This is a genomic window from Lutibacter sp. Hel_I_33_5, assembly GCF_007827455.1.
Classification (GTDB): domain Bacteria; phylum Bacteroidota; class Bacteroidia; order Flavobacteriales; family Flavobacteriaceae; genus Polaribacter.
The window spans coordinates 1,535,921-1,553,139 of sequence record NZ_VISM01000001.1 but is presented as its reverse complement, the minus strand read 5'-3'; the positions used below and the strand labels follow the sequence as shown (position 1 = coordinate 1,553,139).

Annotated in this window: 15 protein-coding genes; 10 read left to right on the top strand and 5 right to left on the bottom strand. The window is 30.2% G+C overall.

Annotated elements, in window-relative coordinates:
* The first annotated feature begins 12 nt into the window (after window positions 1-12).
* The 4 genes from OD91_RS06935 to OD91_RS06920 all read left to right on the top strand — a co-directional run bounded on the left by OD91_RS06935 (window position 13) and on the right by OD91_RS06920 (window position 4,754).
* Window positions 13-1,656 (top strand): OmpA family protein, encoded by a 1,644-nt coding sequence (locus tag OD91_RS06935; protein ID WP_144895659.1) that lies wholly within the window; start codon window positions 13-15, stop codon window positions 1,654-1,656.
* A 143-nt stretch (window positions 1,657-1,799) separates the two neighbouring features.
* Complete coding sequence (locus OD91_RS06930) at window positions 1,800-2,612, top strand: DUF3078 domain-containing protein (RefSeq protein WP_144895658.1); 813 nt, start codon at window positions 1,800-1,802, stop codon at window positions 2,610-2,612.
* A gap of 55 nt (window positions 2,613-2,667) precedes the next feature.
* The gene (locus OD91_RS06925) at window positions 2,668-3,588 is read left to right on the top strand and encodes a DUF3078 domain-containing protein (RefSeq protein ID WP_144895657.1); all 921 of its coding nucleotides are present in this window, start codon (window positions 2,668-2,670) and stop codon (window positions 3,586-3,588) included.
* An 80-nt stretch (window positions 3,589-3,668) separates the two neighbouring features.
* Window positions 3,669-4,754 (top strand): CNNM domain-containing protein, encoded by a 1,086-nt coding sequence (locus OD91_RS06920; protein ID WP_144895656.1) that lies wholly within the window; start codon window positions 3,669-3,671, stop codon window positions 4,752-4,754.
* A 7-nt stretch (window positions 4,755-4,761) separates the two neighbouring features.
* Here OD91_RS06920 and hflX read toward each other — a convergent pair whose 3' ends face one another.
* Entirely contained in the window at window positions 4,762-5,973 is a 1,212-nt protein-coding gene (gene hflX, locus OD91_RS06915; RefSeq protein ID WP_144895655.1) for a GTPase HflX, read from the bottom strand.
* A 52-nt stretch (window positions 5,974-6,025) separates the two neighbouring features.
* Here hflX and OD91_RS06910 point away from each other — a divergent pair, with 52 nt between their 5' ends.
* Both OD91_RS06910 and OD91_RS06905 read left to right on the top strand, forming a co-directional pair.
* Window positions 6,026-7,003 (top strand): endonuclease/exonuclease/phosphatase family protein, encoded by a 978-nt coding sequence (locus OD91_RS06910; RefSeq protein ID WP_144895654.1) that lies wholly within the window; start codon window positions 6,026-6,028, stop codon window positions 7,001-7,003.
* A complete protein-coding gene (locus OD91_RS06905; protein ID WP_144895653.1) occupies window positions 7,003-7,536 on the top strand; it encodes a metal-dependent hydrolase in 534 nt (177 codons plus the stop codon). Before OD91_RS06910 ends, OD91_RS06905 begins: the two co-directional genes overlap by 1 nt.
* 2 nt (window positions 7,537-7,538) lie before the next feature.
* On the opposite strand, the gene OD91_RS06900 is transcribed toward OD91_RS06905, so the two are convergent.
* Complete coding sequence (locus OD91_RS06900; protein WP_255513197.1) at window positions 7,539-7,757, bottom strand: hypothetical protein; 219 nt, start codon at window positions 7,755-7,757, stop codon at window positions 7,539-7,541.
* A gap of 54 nt (window positions 7,758-7,811) precedes the next feature.
* Between OD91_RS06900 and glpQ the strand changes: the two genes are divergently transcribed.
* Window positions 7,812-8,780: a glycerophosphodiester phosphodiesterase gene (gene glpQ / locus OD91_RS06895; protein ID WP_144895651.1), complete on the top strand. Its 969-nt coding sequence runs from the start codon at window positions 7,812-7,814 to the stop codon at window positions 8,778-8,780.
* A 9-nt stretch (window positions 8,781-8,789) separates the two neighbouring features.
* Here the strand turns inward: glpQ and OD91_RS06890 are convergent, their stop codons facing one another.
* Together OD91_RS06890 and polA are read right to left on the bottom strand one after the other, a co-directional pair.
* On the bottom strand, window positions 8,790-10,721 hold the full coding sequence (locus OD91_RS06890; protein ID WP_144895650.1) for a pseudouridine synthase: 1,932 nt from the start codon (window positions 10,719-10,721) through the stop codon (window positions 8,790-8,792).
* Window positions 10,722-10,727: 6 nt separating this feature from the next.
* Window positions 10,728-13,598 carry a DNA polymerase I gene (polA, locus tag OD91_RS06885; RefSeq protein ID WP_144895649.1) on the bottom strand — a complete coding sequence of 957 codons (2,871 nt, stop codon included), beginning with the start codon at window positions 13,596-13,598 and terminating at the stop codon, window positions 10,728-10,730.
* Between the two features lie 119 nt (window positions 13,599-13,717).
* Between polA and OD91_RS06880 the strand changes: the two genes are divergently transcribed.
* The 3 genes from OD91_RS06880 to OD91_RS06870 all read left to right on the top strand — a co-directional run bounded on the left by OD91_RS06880 (window position 13,718) and on the right by OD91_RS06870 (window position 16,527).
* Window positions 13,718-14,851, top strand: a complete 1,134-nt coding sequence (locus OD91_RS06880) for a serine hydrolase (protein WP_144895648.1) — start codon at window positions 13,718-13,720, stop codon at window positions 14,849-14,851.
* Window positions 14,852-14,920: 69 nt separating this feature from the next.
* On the top strand, window positions 14,921-16,147 hold the full coding sequence (locus OD91_RS06875; RefSeq protein ID WP_144895647.1) for a metallophosphoesterase: 1,227 nt from the start codon (window positions 14,921-14,923) through the stop codon (window positions 16,145-16,147).
* A gap of 86 nt (window positions 16,148-16,233) precedes the next feature.
* Entirely contained in the window at window positions 16,234-16,527 is a 294-nt protein-coding gene (locus OD91_RS06870) for a co-chaperone YbbN (protein WP_144895646.1), read from the top strand.
* A 51-nt stretch (window positions 16,528-16,578) separates the two neighbouring features.
* On the opposite strand, the gene OD91_RS06865 is transcribed toward OD91_RS06870, so the two are convergent.
* Window positions 16,579-17,214, bottom strand: a complete 636-nt coding sequence (locus OD91_RS06865; RefSeq protein ID WP_144895645.1) for a polysaccharide deacetylase family protein — start codon at window positions 17,212-17,214, stop codon at window positions 16,579-16,581.
* Between the last annotated feature and the right edge of the window lie 5 nt (window positions 17,215-17,219).

Sequence of the window (17,219 nt, the reverse complement as noted above, 5' to 3'; positions counted from 1 at the left end):
AAACGATAGGCCATGAAAACATATGTACACAATATTAAAAAGACAATAAAACAAAGTATCATCGTAGCATTAATATTGCTACTGGGTACTACACAAATAAACGCACAAGAAACTACTTATAGCGTTTATAGCGTAGAAGGCATTAACACAGAAGGAGCAGATTTTAGTCCGATGTATTATAAAGACAATGTAGTTTTTGCTTCAGAAAGACCAGACAAACGTACGGTAAGACACCGTTGGGGAAAAGACAAGAGAACCTTTTTAGACCTATACATAGCCAAAGTAGAAGATTCAACGAACTTAGTTAAAGAGATAGATTACTTCTCAATCGGTAAGTTAAACACGACCTATCATGAATCTAATGCCGTGTTTACAAACGATCATAAAACAATATATTTTACACGTAACAATTATTATAAGAAACGCTATAAAACCGATAAAAAAGGAATCAACAAACTAAAACTCTACAAAGCAACAAGAAACGAAGACGATACAGCTTGGAAAGATTTAGAAGAACTCCCTTTTAACAGTGATGAATTCTCCACAGGACATCCAGCCTTAAGTGCAGATAATAAAACACTGTATTTTACCTCAGATAGAGAAGGCGGCTTTGGAAAGACGGATATCTACAAGGTTAAAATAAATGAAGATGGAAGCTATGGAGAAGTAATGAACCTAGGACAAGATATCAACACAACAGGAAAAGAGATGTTTCCGTTTGTAACCAAAGACAACAAATTGTATTTCTCATCAGACGGAAGAAAAGGTTTAGGAGGCTTAGATATATATAAGTACAACCTAAATAGTAAAGATAAAGCAACAAGTTTAGGAACATCAATAAATAGTAGTGCAGATGACTTTGGAATTATCATCAATGAAACTCAAAATCCAAGAAGAGGGTATTTCTCATCGAACAGAGCAGGAGGATTAGGAGATGATGATATTTATGGTTTTACAGAGCAGAGGAAAGAAGAAATAAAGATTATCAAACCATGTGAACAAAGTGTAACAGGGTATGTAAAAGACAAACAATTAAAGATTCCACTAGCCAATGCTAAGGTGGTTATAAAACAAACAAAAGACAGTAAAACAGTAGCAACAATTATGACAGACTTACAAGGAAAGTTTAGTTATAAACTACCCTGTAATAATAATTACACCGCTATTGCATCAAAGGAATACTATAAGCCAGATCAAGATACTTTTAATACCACAGACAAGGCAGAGTTAGCATTAGACCTAAATTTTGATTTAGGTTTAGCAGATGGATTGGCTTATAACAGCAGAAATGAGATGATTATTAATATCAAACCTATTTACTTTGCTACCAATAAATCAACAATCAGATCAGATGCATCACAAGAATTGGATTATATAATAAGCATAATGCAGAAGTATCCAAAGATGATTATCAAAGCAACTTCACATACAGATTCAAGAGGAAGAGATTCATACAACGAAGCTTTATCAAAAAGAAGAGCAGAGTCTACAATGAGATATATTGTAAATAATGGTATTTCACAAGATAGAATTACAGCGCAGGGATATGGAGAAACACAACTCACTAACGGTTGCGCAAACGGAGTACGATGTTCTAAAGGAGAACATCAATTAAATAGAAGAACTGAATTTATTATTATGAGATTGAAAGAATAATAAATATTTAATCACAAAAAAAAAGACTAATTGCTTCATGTAATTAGTCTTTTTTTGTGATGATAAGTAAGATTATTTTATTTTTGCGAATAAACTATAGTTTGAAAAAAACACTCTACTTTTTTTTCCTATTCTTTACTATAATGCTTTTTAGTCAGCAGAAAACAGATAGTATTCCAAAATGGAAAGTTCATGGAAGATTTGCATTTGTTTTCAATCAATCAACTTTTTCTAATTGGGCTTCTGGAGGTGAAAACACAATTGCGGGTAACATCAATATTAATTACGATTTTAATTATAAGAAAGACAATATAAACTGGGATAGTAGAATAATTACAAGTTATGGGTTAAGTCATTTAAGCGAAAAAGGATATAGAAAAACTGATGATCGTTTTGAATTTAACTCACTCTTAGGTATAAAATCTAAAGACTATTGGTTTTTCTCTTTTATTACCAATTTTAAAACACAATATACAACGGGTTATAATTACAAAGTAGAACCTAAAGTAGAAGTTTCTAACTTTTTTTCGCCTGCATATTTAAGTTTTGGACCTGGAATGCTTTGGAAAAAATCTGATAATTTAAATCTAAATATTGCACCTGCAACAGCTAGATTTACGTTTGTAAATGATGTTTTTTCTGGAAAATTTGGGGTAGAACAAGGAAAAAATTCATCTTTTGGTTTAGGATTTAATTTAGCAGGCTATTTTAAATTTAATCTAATGGAAAATATAGAAATGGAAAATATTCTAGCGGTCTATTCAGATTATTTAAACAAACCTCAAAATATAGATATAGACTATCAATCTAACATTCGTTTTATAGTCAATAAACATATTAAAATGCAAATGACTTTTCATACAATTATGGATGATAATTCTTCTGGAAGAATACAATTTAGACAACTTTTTGGACTTGGGGTTAATTATAGTTTTCATGAAAAAGTGACTTATTAAATAATTTTAGGTCTAAATAAAAAAGATTAATTTTGTAAATTAAAAAATATCAAAAATGAAAAAAATATCATTATTATTTTTATTTGCTTTTTTAGTAAATACAATAAAAGCTCAAACGGTTGATGAGTTAAAAAAAGAACTTGCAAAGAAAAATAGCGAGATAGGAAAATTACAAGGGGAAGCTAATGCAATACAAGGTAAAATAGATCAATTTCCAGGTTGGAAATATGGAGCTTTTGGTACATTTGGTATGAATGTTTCAGGATTTAACAATTGGTATGCTCAAGGAGCACCAAACACTTCTGCTGGGAATATAGGTATAGTTGGTAGTGGTTATGCAAATTTAGATGAAGATAAGTATTTTTGGAGAAATTCTTTGAATGTAAATCTTTCTTGGGTAAAAAATGATAACACAGACATATCCACAGATAGTGATAGTTTTAATGGAACAAATGATGTTTTTACGTTAAGTTCATTATATGGATATAAACTATCTGATAAATTGGCAGTTTCTGCTTTAGGAGAATATAGAACTACATTAATTAATAATTTTAATGACCCAGGTTATCTAGATATAGGGGCTGGTATTACTTGGACTCCAATTAAAAATTTAGTTGTTGTGTTTCATCCATTAAATTATAACTGGGTTTTTGCATCAACAAACAATATTTTTGTTTCATCTGCGGGTACTAAAATCTTTGCTGACTATACTACAAAATTTGGTGCTGTAAACTATAAATCTAACTTATCAGCTTTCCAAAGTTATAGAAGTACTGATTTTTCTAACTGGGCTTGGATTAACTCTTTTGGTTATACTTTATGGAAAGGTATTGGTTTAGGATTTGAGTTTGGTTTAAGAAAAAGTAAACAAGAAGCTTTAAAAAATACATTGATTACTATTCCTGCTGCAACGTTTAATACAGTAGATAATAAATTACAATCATATTGGTTATTTGGAATCAATTATTCAATATAAAAAGAATTAAAATAAAATTAGAACCTCAAGATAAACTCTTGAGGTTTTGTTTTTTTGTACTTTAGCTAAAATTACTTTTGATGACGCTGTTAATTATTTACGCAACTGTTTCTATTTTCTTTTCATTTTTATGTTCCATTTTAGAGGCTGTACTTCTAAGTGTTACACCAACATTTATTAATGTAAAAAAGAACGAAGGCAAAGCGTACGCCTCAGAATTAGAAGCATTAAAAAAAGATGTTGATAAACCTTTAATTGCTATTCTTACTCTAAATACAATTGCACACACCGTAGGTGCTATTTTAGTTGGTGTACAAGCAGAATCACTACCTTTTAAGATTGATTTTCTTGGGATAAATATTGTCGGAATTGTTTCTGCAATTATGACCCTTTTAATTTTAGTAGTTTCAGAAATCATCCCAAAAACAATTGGTGCAACCTATTGGAAAAAGCTAGGAAACTTTACAGCCAAAACATTAAATATGTTGATTTTTCCATTAAAATGGACTGGAATTTTATGGTTGTTACAATTAACTACAAAATTGATAGGAGGTAAAAATGCCCATGGTTCTGTATTAAGTAGAGAAGATTTTACAGCGATGACAGAAATTGCTGAAGAAGAAGGGGTTTTTCAAGAGTCGGAAAGTAAGGTGATTAGAAATATGCTAAACTTCAAAGAAGTTGAAGCAAAAGATATAATGACTCCAAGAACGGTTTTAAAAACTGTGGATGAAACGCAAACAATCCAAACTTTCTATGACGAAAATCAAACGTTACGTTTTTCTAGAATACCAGTTTTTAAAGAGAAATCTGATAATATTACAGGTTACTTTTTAAAAGATAATATGCTAGAAGCTATCATTAAAGGAAATGGAGAAAAGCCTTTATCATCTATAAAAAGAGAGATCTTAGTAACTAAACGTGACTTACCTATTCCTAATTTGTTTGAAAAACTAATTGAACAAAGAGAACATATAGCTTTAGTTGTTGATGAATATGGTTCTGTAAGCGGATTAGTTTCTCAAGAAGATGTGATAGAAACTTTACTGGGTCAAGAAATTATGGACGAAAGTGATAATGTTGCTGATTTACAACAATTAGCACGTAGATCTTGGGAAAGAAGAGCAAAACGTTTAGGAATTATTGATGAGAGTGATAAAGAATAAGTACTTACTATTCTTCCTCTTTGTACTCATAATATAAAAAGTCATTATAAGGAAAACGTTGAATGTGAATTTTCTTCACTTCTTCATAAGCTTTTTCTTTAAAAGCATCCAAATTATCCTTGTTTAAAGCAGAAATAAAGATCGATTCTTTTTCTAAATCATTCATCCAAGTATTTTTCCAATCTTCTAACGTATAATGAATTTTACTTCTTTCAGTTACTAAATCATCATCGTCAATCGTTTCATGTTTATATGCATCAATTTTATTAAAAACCATTAAAGTAGGTTTGTCTGCACATTTTATATCATCTAAAATAGTGTTTACAGAAGCAATATGATCTTCAAAATTTGGATGAGAAATATCTACTACATGCAATAATAAGTCAGCCTCACGAACTTCATCTAAAGTAGATTTAAACGATTCTACTAATTGAGTAGGAAGTTTTCTAATAAACCCAACCGTGTCTGTCATTAGAAATGGAATGTTCTTAATCACAACTTTTCTAACGGTAGTATCCAGTGTAGCAAACAATTTATTTTCTGCAAAAACATCACTTTTACTAATCACATTCATCAACGTAGACTTTCCAACATTGGTATAACCCACTAAAGCAACTCTAACCATTTTTCCACGGTTTTTACGTTGCGTTGCCATTTGTTTATCAATAATGATTAATCGTTTCTTTAAAAGGGTAATTTTATCACGAATAATACGTCTATCAGTTTCAATTTCTGTTTCTCCAGGACCACGCATTCCAATACCACCTTTTTGTTTGTCGAGGTGAGTCCAAAGACGTGTTAATCTTGGTAATAAATACTGACATTGTGCTAATTCTACTTGTGTTTTAGCTGAGTTTGTTTGTGCTCTTTGCGCAAAAATATCCAAGATTAAATTGGTTCTATCTAAAATTTTACAATCTAAAATCTTTTCGATATTTCGTAATTGCGCAGGCGAAAGTTCATCATCAAAAATGGCAGTTCCAATATTATTAGATTGAATAAATTGACTTACTTCTTCAAGCTTTCCTGTTCCTAAAAAAGTTTTAGGATTAGGTCTTTCCATTTTTTGAACAAAACGTTTTACGGAAACTCCTCCAGCAGTTAAGGTTAAAAACTCTAACTCATCTAAATATTCTTCAGACTGAATTTCATTTTGTTGCTGAGAGATAATTCCGATTAAAACAGCTTTCTCAGATGTTACTTTTTTAGCATCGATCATAGACTGCAAAGTTAACTTATTTTCGTACTTTTCAGAATCTAAATTTCAGAAAATGTTTCCATCGATTTCTTCATCAAAACAGAAAAAAAGTATCACTACAATTGGGTTTTATAATGTAGAAAATTTATTTGATGTGGTTGACAATCCTAAAACACATGATGATGATTTTACACCAAAAGGAAAGAAAAATTGGAATTATAAGCGATATAAAGTTAAGATTAAAAAATTAGGTTCTGTAATTTCTCAATTAGGATTAAGTAGGTCTAAATATCCGCCAGCAATTGTTGGTTTGGTTGAAGTAGAAAACGCAAGAGTTGTACAAGATTTGGTAGATTCATCAAATTTGAGAAAGCATCATTATGGCTTTGTACATTACGATTCTCCTGACGAACGTGGAACTGATGTAGCTCTGTTGTACAACAAACAAGTGTTTGAATTAATCGATTCTAAAACGACACCTATTTTATTAGCTGATGAAGAAGGTGAACGAGATTATACAAGAGATATTCTAAAAGTAAGTGGAAATTTACATGGCGAATTGGTGCATATTTTGGTAAATCATTGGTCTTCTAGAAGAGATGGCGCAGATGTTACGGAGCATAAAAGAATTACTTCTGCGGAAACAGCTAGAGCTATTATTGCTGAAATAAAAGAAAAAGAAGCTGACCCTAAAATTATTATCATGGGTGATTTTAATGACGATCCAACTAGTAAAAGTGTGAAACGACATTTAGTTTTAGACGATTTTTACAATCCGATGGAAAGTTTGTTAGATAAAGAAAAAACGGGAACGTTAACGTATGATGGTAAATGGAATTTGTTTGATCAAATTATTTTTTCAAAGAATTTTTTAGAGAAAAAAACAGGTAAAATATATTTTAAACATGCCGAAGTTTTTAATAAAGATTGGCTAAAAATATATAGAGGTAAATTTAAAGGAAGTCCTTTTAGAACCTATATTGGGAAATGGTATCAAGGCGGTTTTTCAGATCATTTTCCAGTATATGCTTTTCTAAAAAAGAAAAGTTAATGGCTTCTGTTTTTGGTCATGCCGTTGCAGCAATTGCTATTGGATCTTCATTTCCTAAAATCAAACAATCTGGTAAGTTTTGGTTGATTTGTATTATTTGTGCCCTTTTACCAGATTTAGATGTCATCGGATTTAATTTTGGAATTTCTTACAGTTCATTTTGGGGACATCGTGGATTTTCCCATTCCATCTTTTTTGCAGTTTTTAATGGACTTTTAGTTGCTACAATTTTTTATTATTCACTTTTTAAAAGCGATAAGAAAAAGTTTCTATTATTAAGTTTTTGTTTCTTTTTATGTACAATTTCTCACAGTTTATTAGATGCCTTAACTACTGGAGGTAGAGGAGTTGCATTATTGAGTCCATTTGATAACACACGTTATTTTTTTCCTTGGAAAGTGATAAAAGTATCACCAATAGGAATCTCAAAATTCTTTTCTGAATGGGGGTTAAAAGTACTTATTAGTGAATTAAAATGGATAGGAGTTCCTAGTTTGGTTTATATTCTTGGAATGAAAATTTTAAAAAAGTAAGACTATTTTTCACCTTGTTCACCAAAAGCTTTTTTTAGTTTTTCATCATTTAAAATATACTTCTTATACTTTCCATCTTTATATCTGTAATAAATAAAAACAGGCATAAAAAGAAAGGAAAAATAAAATACACCTAAACCCATAACCAATTGAGCTTTTTCATGTTCAGTATTTATTAGATAAATACCTGTTATCATCCAAATTAAAAAGATAATAAACATTATTTTTATCAATGATTTCATATAGCAAAGCTACAAAAGTTATATTTTTAGTGAATGAAGAAATTCATTCTTTTACTAATAATTATATTTGGTTGTAAAACCCCTGAAAATAAATCAGATTTTATGAAACAGAAAATTGTTATTGCCCACAGAGGCGCTTCTGGTTATTTGCCAGAACACACTATAGAAGCAAAAGCAATGGCACATGCAATGAATGTTGATTTTATTGAGCAAGATTTGGTCTTAAGCAAAGATGATGTGCCAATTGTAATTCATGATATTTATTTGGATGATGTTACAGATGTTGCGGAAAAATTTCCAACAAGAAAAAGAAAAGACAATCGATTTTATGTAATTGATTTTACCTTTGAAGAATTAAAAACATTACAAGTTTCAGAACGTTTTGATCCTAAAACTGGAGAGCAAATTTATAAAAACAGGTTTCCAAAAAATACAGGAAATTTTAAATTACATTCTTTGCAAGATGAAATTGAATTGATTCAAGGTTTAAATAAATCAACTCATAAAAACATTGGAATTTATCCAGAAATTAAGGAGCCAGAATTTCATAAAAAAGAAGGTAAAAATTTGTCAGAAACTGTCTTGAAAGTTTTGTCAGATTATGGATATAAAACAAAAAAAGACAATTGTATTTTACAATGTTTTGATGCAAAAGAATTAGAAAGAATTCGTGTAAAGTTAAAATCAGAATTGTTTTTAGTACAGTTAATTGAATTTCCAGAAGAAACCAAACAGTTGAACTATTTTGCAACCTACGCAGACGGAATTGGACCTTGGTACAAACAAATTTTAGATAAAAAAGTTGATGGTAAATTTACGTTTACTTCCTTAGTTTTTGATGCGCACGAATTAGGGTTAAAAGTACATTCCTATACTTTTAGAGCAGATGCTTTAGATGAATTTTCTTCTTTTGAAGAAATGATGCAAACGTTGTTAATAGAAGCTGACGTTGATGGTGTTTTTACAGATTTTCCTGATTTGGTTGTTGATTTTTTGAATTAGATTTAATTCTTAAAAATTCGAAGGAATAGTAAAATGAATTCTCTTTTTAGAAATTGGATGTTCGAATTCAATATGTGTAGCATGTAAATGAAGCCTATTTGCTTTTTTCCCATATAAATCATCACCGATAATTGGCATATTTAAACCTAAAGAATGAGAAACATGTACTCTTAATTGATGAGTTCTTCCTGTAATCGGAAATAAATGAATTCTTGTTTTATTATCAAAACGATCTACAACTTTCCATTTTGTTTTTGCTGGTTTTCCATGTTCAAAACAAACTAATTGTCTTGGTCTATCATTTAAATCAACTCGTAAAGGTAAGTTTATTTCGCCCTCATTTCCTTCAATATTTCCATCTAACAAAGCGATATATTGTTTTTTAACAGTTCTCTCTAAAAATTGTTTTTGTAGTTTTTTATTGACTTCTTTTGTTTTGGTTAGAACGATAATTCCAGAGGTAGACATATCTAATCGATGAACAATTAAAGGACCAGTAGCTTTAGGGAATTGTTTTCTTATTCTTGTATAAACAGAATCGTTAATTTCTTTTCCAGGAACAGATAAAAGTTCCGTAGGCTTATTAACAACAATTAGAGCATCGTCTTCAAAAATGACTTCTAATTTTTTGTTTGATGAAGTGTTTTTTATCAATGGATTCTCATCCATTTCAATGTCAGATAACATATGTGTTAATATAGGTTTACATCGACCTTGACAAGCAGGATAAAAGTTTTTATGTTTTCTAATTTCTGTATTCGGTGATATTCCCCACCAAAATTCAGCCATCGAAATGGGTTTTAAATCATTTAAAAAAGCGTATTGTAATAATTTTGGAGCAGCACAATCTCCAGTACCAGCTGGAGGTTTTTGTTCTTTATGATTTGGGAAAATAGTTGTCAAACTTTTTACTTCATTATGTTGATTTAAGAATTTATATTTTTCTAATAATTTTTGTTGTAATAAATTAGATTTTTGCTTTCGTTCTTTTTTTAAAGAAGATATTTTAGAAGTATAAATGTCTAATTCTTTTTTCTCTTTGGATAATTGAAGTTCCCTATAGATAGTTAATTCTTTGTATAAAAATTGATTGTTATAACTTTCTTGTTCTAGTTTTTTATTGAAGATTGTAAACTCATCAGAAGATAGTATTTTAAAAGCTTTTTTACGACGACTTTTTCTGTCTTTTCTTGCCACTTTCATTTTTTCTCTTTGAAGCTTTAAATCATTGTCAATAAAAAGTGAAAGAGCATTCTTCTTTTTTAGTAGGTTTTTAAAATGTGGATTCTTTTCTAATGAAGCTATTTGTTTACTTAATTCATTTAATTCGATTTTCCCTTTAGCATAAAAACTATGTTTAGAATGGGCATTAAAAATTGGAGGCACAAAAAAAGATGTAATACTTTTATTTGCTAATTTTCCTGAAAAAGCAGCTAAGTATCCAATTTCATCTTGCTGATTTTGAACAACTAAAACACCAAACATTTTACCTATGGGTAATTCTTCAGTATTAGAATTTAATCCAAAATTATGATTAAAATCCGTTTGATTCTCTAAATAATCTTGTATTTCATTTGTAGCAATTTTAGTTAACAAATGAGGTTGATAATAAAATGGAAAAGTAAATTTTTCTGGAAGTTGAATCCTAGAAATATCTTCTTTAAAATGATGAAAATGATTTGTTTTTTTAATTTCATCTACTGTAATAATTCTAAAAGTATTTGAATTAATGGTTATTCTAATGTGATTTTCTGAGTTGATCACATAAAAATTCTTTCCAGTTTTGGAAAAGAATATTTCATCAGTTTCTTTTAATATTTTTAGAATAAATATTTCAATTTTTTCCTTTGTGAGTTTGATGTTTAATTTCTTATTAATCCTGGAATAAACAAGTTCAGTATAACAAATGTTTTCAATAATCTCTTGTTTATTGATATTCATAAAACCTTAATGCGCTTGCAACCAATTATCACCAACACCAACTTCAACATCTAACGGAACTGTCATTTTAAAGGCGTTTTCCATTTCTTCTTTTATGATTGGTTTTATTGTTTCTAATTCGTCTTTAGGAACATCAAAAACTAATTCATCATGAACTTGCAATAGCATTTTCGATTTAAAATTTTCTTTTTCAAATCGATTATGAATGTTAATCATCGCTAATTTAATAATATCAGCAGCAGAACCTTGAATAGGAGCATTCACCGCATTTCTTTCGGATGCACCACGTACAATTGCATTTTGTGAATTGATGTTTTTTAAATACCTACGTCTGTTTAAAACCGTTTCTACATAGCCATTTTCACGGGCAAAATCGACTTGTTCCGCCATGTAATTTCGAAGTTTCGGATAGGTTTCATAATACGTATCAATCAACGCTTTCGCTTCTTTTCTAGATAAATCCGTTTGATTACTTAATCCAAAAGCAGAAACACCATAAACAATTCCAAAATTAACCGTTTTTGCATTACTACGCTGTTCGCGAGTCACTTCATCTAAAGAAACATTAAATACTTTAGCAGCAGTAGAAGCATGAATATCTTCACCATTTTTAAAAGCATTAATCATCGTTTCTTCCTCGCTTAACGCTGCGATAATTCGTAATTCTATTTGACTATAATCCGCCGCAACCAACACATGATTTTCATCTCTAGGAATAAATGCTTTTCGCACTTCTTGTCCACGTTTAGTTCTAATCGGTATGTTCTGTAAATTCGGATTATTAGAACTCAATCGACCTGTTGCAGCAACAGCTTGTGCATAGGCTGTGTGCACTCTTTTCGTCTTCGGATTTAATTCGTTTGGCAGCGCATCTACATAGGTACTTTGTAATTTTTTATACTGACGATATTCTTGAATATCTCTAATAATTTGATGATCTTTTGCTAAGAAAGATAAAATATCTTCTCCTGTTTTATATTGACCAGTTTTTGTCTTTTTAGGTTTGTCAACCAATTTCATGTTTTCAAACAAAACAATTCCTAATTGTTTAGGAGAAGCGATATTAAATTCTTCGCCAGCTTGTTCGTAAATGTTTTTTTCTAAACGATTAATATCATCTTTTAAATCAACAGAAAGTTTGTTTAAAAATTCGGTGTTTAGATTAATTCCTTCAATTTCCATGGCAGTTAAAACTGAAACCAATGGAGTTTCAATATCGTTAAATAATTTAGTGACATTTCCGCTTTCTAATTCTTTGGTAAAATGTTCTTTTAATTGCAATGTGATATCGGCATCTTCAACTGCATATTCTGTTTGATCTTCAACAGGAACAACTCGCATAGAAAGTTGATTCTTGCCTTTTTTACCAATCAATTCTGTGATAGAAACGGGTTGATAATTTAAATAGGTCTCAGCCAAAACATCCATTCCGTGACGCATGTCTGGATTGATAAGATAATGCGCTATCATGGTATCAAATAACCTGCCTTTTACAGGCATATTATAGTTTGATAAAACCTTGATGTCATATTTTATATTGTGTCCAATTTTTTCAATTTCTGCAGCTTCAAAAAACGGGCGAAACTCTTCTAAAATAGTTTTTGTCTCTTCTTGATTTTCAGGAAAAGAAACATAATACCCTTTTCCAGTTTCGTAAGAAAACGCAATTCCGATTAACTCGACTTCCAAGGCTTTTAAACCCGTGGTTTCTGTATCAAAACAAACCGATTTTTGTTGCATCAATTTATTGAGTAATAATTTTCTAGAAAGAGAAGTATTTATATGCTGATAAAAATGATTGGTATTTTTAATGGTTTTATATCCTGATGCAATTTCAGTTTCAGTAATATTTCCAGTTCCAGGCGCAGCGAATAAATCAAACTGACCAGTTGCATTTGCTCCTGAAGGAGTTGCTGTTTTTTTGCTAGAATTCTCAACTGAACTCGAAGTGATATTCTCTTTTTGGACGCTGGTTGAAGCCGAAGCGTTTTCTGAAGCTCCAAATGTTTTTAAGAAATTATCGGTTAATCTTCTAAATTCTAATTCCGTAAAAATTTCTTTAGTAGCTTCAATATTAGGTTGACACATTTCAAAATCTTCCTGATTAAAATCAACAGGAACATCTAGCATAATGGTTGCTAGTTCTTTTGAAAGAATTCCAAGTTCGCCATTTGCTTCAACTTTTTCCTTCATTTTTCCTTTTAAATCAGCAGTATTTGCTAATAAATTTTCCATAGAACCATAAGCCGCTAAAAACTTTTTAGCCGTTTTTTCACCAACACCTGGTAAACCAGGAATATTATCTACAGAATCTCCCATCATTCCTAAAAAATCGATGACTTGTTCTGGTCTTTCTACGCCAAATTTTTCTTGTACTTCAGGAATTCCCCAAGTTTCATAACCACCACCAAAACGTGGACGGTACATAAAAATATTTTCAGAAACTAATTGAGCAAAATCTTTATCTGGTGTTACCATAAAAGTTTTATAGCCTTCTTTTTCAGCTTTTTTGGCAAGCGTACCAATAATATCATCAGCCTCAAAACCCTCTTTTACAACGGCAGGAATATTCATGGCTTTTAAAATTTGTTCTATATACGGAACGGCAATTTTTATAGCTTCAGGCGTTTCTTGTCGGTTGGCTTTATATTCTGGAAAAGCCTCTTTTCTTGCCACAGATCCACCACGATCAAAACAAACCGCTAAATGATCGGGTCTTTCACGTTTTATAACGTCTAACAAAGAATTTGTAAATCCTAAAATGGCGGAAACATCCATGCCTTTAGAATTGATTCTTGGGTTTTTTATAAATGCGTAATATCCTCTAAAAATTAATGCGAATGCATCAAGTAGAAATAATCGTTTTTGGTCTGCCATTTTTGAATAAAATAAGGTTAGTAAAACTACGAAATATTACTTGTGTGATAAAAAATTTTCAATGAAATTGAAACAAAATCATATTTTAGGCGTCAGATAGTGTTATAAAATTTTAAGAGATGAGTTTAGCGTGGAAAATTGTAATCGGAGTAGTGGTTTTTGTAATCTTAGCAATTGCTGGTTTTTCCTACTGGTTTATTAATTATGAACTAAAAATTGATGATTTAGTTATAAGCCAAGAAGAGACTACTATTGTTAAAGTTGAAAAAGCAGATGAATGGTTGCAAAAACTTCAGAAAGACAATAAATTTAATGGTGCAGTTTTACTCATTAAAAACGATACTATTTTATTGAAAAAAACCTATGGTTTTACAGATTTTACAAAATCTGAAAAGCTAACAAATAATTCCTCTTTTAGATTAGCATCGGTTTCAAAACAGTTTACTGCTACTGGAATTATGTTATTGAAAGAGCAAGGAAAACTAAATTTTGATGATGCAATTATAAAATACCTACCATCATTAACATATAGTTCAGTTACGATTAGAAATTTATTAAACCACACTTCTGGCGTTCCAGATATTTATATGGACTTTCCTAAAAAGTATAAGAAAGAGATTGGTGAAGTATTAACTATTTCTAAAATGGTAACATTATTAGCAAAAGAAGGAAAACCGTTAAAAAATAAACCCAATGAAGTGTATCAATATAATAATACAGGCTATGTTTTATTAGCGGCGATTATTGAGCGTATTTCTGAAAAATCATTTGAAGATTTTATGCAAGTTGAGTTATTTGATAAACTAAATATGAAAAATACTAGAGTTTGGAACTTAGTTTCTAAAGGTTCAACATTCGAAAATAAAACAAAGTCTTTTGATAATGTTATGGGAGAAACATTTGATTTAAAACCTGGAATTTTAGATGGGATTGCTGGAGATGGTGGAATATTTTCTAGCATTGATGATTTTGTAATTTGGAATCAGTTTTGGTATAAAAATGACTTGCTTTCAGAAGAAACCATGAAAGAAGCTTATAAAATGCCTGTCTTAAATAATGGTAAAGAAAGCGATTATGGTTTTGGTTGGGTAATTACTAAAAATAAAGCTGTATGGCATAATGGTTCTTGGTTAGGAGCAAGAACGTTAATTGTGAGAAATGAACAGTTAAAAAACTGTATGGTTGTTTTAGATAATTCGTCTAATGTAAACAAAGATAATATTGCAAATCAACTAGTAAAAGTTTTAAAGTAACCTTAACTTTAGAATCGATTTATTGCCTATTTATGTTTGTATCTTTGTTAACATTTTAAAAACCTACCTATGCCAACAAGAGTGATTATCACCTTAATCATTATTACTTTTTTAATTGTAATCTTAGAATTTTACACATTTCAGGCTTTAAAAACAGTTTCTAAATACAGAGTTTTACGTTGGAGTGTTTTAGTAATATCACTAATTATTTATGCTAACTTTTTTTATGTGGTATTTACTACGCCAAGAACAGTAGGTCAAACTAAAGGATTTCAATGGGGATTAGGAATGTTATTAACGGTTTTGGTTCCTAAGATATTTATTTTAGTGACGTTGTTTGGAGAAGATGTGGTTCGTTGGATTCAGAAATTAATTTCGGTTGCCTCTTCAAATGAAACAAAATCATTGGCGGGTAGAAGAAAATTTATTTCTCAAATAGCATTGGGATTAGCTGCAATTCCGTTTGCAGGGTTTTTATACGGAATCATTAAAGGAAAACACAATTACAAGGTTTTAAAATATCAATTAACTTTTAAGGATTTACCTGATGCTTTTGATGGTTTTACGATCACGCAAATTTCAGATATACATTCAGGAAGTTTTACCAATAAAGAAAAAATTCAATATGGCGTTGATTTAATCAATCAGCAAAAATCTGATTTAATGCTTTTTACAGGAGATATTGTAAATAATGAAGCTACCGAAATGGATAATTGGATAGAAACCTTTTCTCAATTAGAAGCACCTTACGGAAAATACTCAGTTTTAGGAAATCATGATTATGGAGATTATATGAAATGGAAAACGCCAGAAGAAAAAATAGCCAATTTTAAAGCAGTAAAAGATATTCACCCAAGAATAGGTTTCGAATTATTGCTAGATGAACACAGATACATCGAAAAAGACGGACAAAGAATTGCACTTTTAGGTGTAGAAAACTGGGGAAAAGGATTTAATCAATCAGGTGATTTAAAAAAGGCTTCAGCAAATATCAAAAAAGACGATTTTAAAATTTTAATGACGCACGACCCAAGTCATTGGGAATATAAAGTAAAAGAAGACGATTTTAATTATCACTTAACCTTAAGCGGTCATACACACGGATTACAATTCGGAATCGAAATTCCAGGTTTCATAAAATGGAGCCCATCAAAATATGTCTATAAACAATGGGCAGGTTTGTATGAAGAATTTGGAAGGTACATAAATGTAAATCGTGGATTTGGTTTTCACGCATTTCCAGGGCGTGTTGGAATCTGGCCAGAAGTAACCGTAATTGAGTTGAAAAAGGCTTGATAATCAGTCGTTTTAATTAGAAATGTTATATTTGTACTTTAACTATAAAATAATTTGTACGTTTTCCCCTAATAAACTTATTTATTATGACAAAATTTGGAGAGTTAATTAGTGTAGAAAAACCAGTCTTAATAGATTTCTATTTCGATTGGAATGATGCTAATACAACTATAGATACACTAAGAGATGTTGCTGCCGCTTTAGGAGATAAAGCAAAGGTGATTAAAATAGATATTAAAAAGAATGAAATACTTGCCGACGCACTTCGTGTAAAAGGAAATCCTACGTTTATGATTTATAAAAATGGTGAGATGAAATGGCGTCAAACAGGAGAACAAGATGCCGATACACTAATTGATTTGGTTCAAGAATACGTTTAAATTTTTGTCACCTCGAGCGCAGTCGAGAGGTCCTGACTGTATTTAGAAAAATCAAATTCTTTTAAAAACATAGCCTTTTTTAGAAAACTCGTTTAATACTTTTGGTAATACAAATTGTAGCTTTTCTGATGCTTTTTTACTGTCATGAAAAATAATAATACTTCCGTTTTGTGTATTTTTTAAAACATTATCTAAACATTTCTCTTTTGAGATTTTAGTGTCAAAATCTGCACTGAGAACATCCCACATAATAATTTTGTAACCAAGTTTTCTTAGTTTTTTAGATTGACTCGGTTTTATTTTTCCATAAGGAGGACGAAACAATTGTTTATTTATTGAATTGTTGAATTGTTGAATTTCTTTTTTACACAACAAAACATTTTCTACATAAGTAGCATTGCTACTTTTCCAGCCGTTTAGGTGGTTTTGAGTGTGATTTCCGACTGAATGTCCTTCATCTAATAATTGCTTAAAAATAGTAGGATGATTTTTAATGTTTTTTCCAATACAAAAAAAAGTAGCTTTTGCATTGTACTTTTTTAATTCCTCCAAAACAAAAGTTGTAATTTCTGGAGTTGGTCCATCATCAAAAGTGAGGTAGAGTTCTTTTTTGTTAGAAGAAAAACGCCAGATATATTTAGAGAAAAGTCTCTGCACTATATCTGGCGTTTTTATAAAATAAGACATGTATT

What these genes read in the sequence shown, in the direction of transcription:
- OD91_RS06920 (WP_144895656.1), top strand. Translation starts at nt 3,669, where the DNA reads ATGACGCTGTTAATTATTTACGCAACTGTTTCTATTTTCTTTTCATTT.
- OD91_RS06875 (WP_144895647.1), top strand. Translation starts at nt 14,921, where the DNA reads ATGCCAACAAGAGTGATTATCACCTTAATCATTATTACTTTTTTAATT.
- OD91_RS06880 (WP_144895648.1), top strand. Translation starts at nt 13,718, where the DNA reads ATGAGTTTAGCGTGGAAAATTGTAATCGGAGTAGTGGTTTTTGTAATC.
- OD91_RS06890 (WP_144895650.1), bottom strand. Translation starts at nt 10,721, where the DNA reads ATGAATATCAATAAACAAGAGATTATTGAAAACATTTGTTATACTGAA.
- OD91_RS06905 (WP_144895653.1), top strand. Translation starts at nt 7,003, where the DNA reads ATGGCTTCTGTTTTTGGTCATGCCGTTGCAGCAATTGCTATTGGATCT.
- hflX (WP_144895655.1), bottom strand. Translation starts at nt 5,973, where the DNA reads ATGATCGATGCTAAAAAAGTAACATCTGAGAAAGCTGTTTTAATCGGA.
- OD91_RS06935 (WP_144895659.1), top strand. Translation starts at nt 13, where the DNA reads ATGAAAACATATGTACACAATATTAAAAAGACAATAAAACAAAGTATC.
- OD91_RS06870 (WP_144895646.1), top strand. Translation starts at nt 16,234, where the DNA reads ATGACAAAATTTGGAGAGTTAATTAGTGTAGAAAAACCAGTCTTAATA.
- OD91_RS06900 (WP_255513197.1), bottom strand. Translation starts at nt 7,757, where the DNA reads ATGTTTATTATCTTTTTAATTTGGATGATAACAGGTATTTATCTAATA.
- OD91_RS06925 (WP_144895657.1), top strand. Translation starts at nt 2,668, where the DNA reads ATGAAAAAAATATCATTATTATTTTTATTTGCTTTTTTAGTAAATACA.
- OD91_RS06865 (WP_144895645.1), bottom strand. Translation starts at nt 17,214, where the DNA reads ATGTCTTATTTTATAAAAACGCCAGATATAGTGCAGAGACTTTTCTCT.
- polA (WP_144895649.1), bottom strand. Translation starts at nt 13,598, where the DNA reads ATGGCAGACCAAAAACGATTATTTCTACTTGATGCATTCGCATTAATT.
- OD91_RS06930 (WP_144895658.1), top strand. Translation starts at nt 1,800, where the DNA reads ATGCTTTTTAGTCAGCAGAAAACAGATAGTATTCCAAAATGGAAAGTT.
- OD91_RS06910 (WP_144895654.1), top strand. Translation starts at nt 6,026, where the DNA reads ATGTTTCCATCGATTTCTTCATCAAAACAGAAAAAAAGTATCACTACA.
- glpQ (WP_144895651.1), top strand. Translation starts at nt 7,812, where the DNA reads ATGAAGAAATTCATTCTTTTACTAATAATTATATTTGGTTGTAAAACC.